Below are 325 nucleotides of genomic sequence, written 5' to 3'. Positions count from 1 at the left end.
ACCCATTCGATATAACCAAATAAACATTTCTTTCTTCTGTTATATTGTGTCCGGTCAATCATGTTAGGAAATTGTTCTCTATATTCACTTTTGAGCTTTTTGAAAAGCAAACTTTCGCTATCAATGGATAAATATTCACTAGTCAGATTTAGGCTAATTAATTCAATATCTGAAAATTTAGGTCTTGCTCCCACCTTGTGAAAATTACCGTTCAAATCAACCTGATCTTGCAATACAGATTTTAATACTTCCAAAATTTTATCGAAATTCGTCTTTATATCGTGCATGTGAGGTTTTAATATTTTTTGTTTCGCAACCTTAAAAT

At 30.5% G+C, this 325-nt stretch carries 1 pseudogene; it reads right to left on the bottom strand.

The features are described from left to right. Positions 1-254: pseudogene (locus OM075_RS26765) on the bottom strand (IS982 family transposase); the annotation flags it as partial. Between the last annotated feature and the right edge of the window lie 71 nt (positions 255-325).

Origin of the sequence: Plebeiibacterium sediminum (assembly GCF_026013605.1) — a bacterium.
Classification (GTDB): Bacteria; Bacteroidota; Bacteroidia; order Bacteroidales; family Marinilabiliaceae; genus Saccharicrinis; species Saccharicrinis sediminus.
The sequence above is the reverse complement of the archived record's forward strand: the minus strand, read 5'-3'. Positions and strand labels throughout refer to the sequence as shown.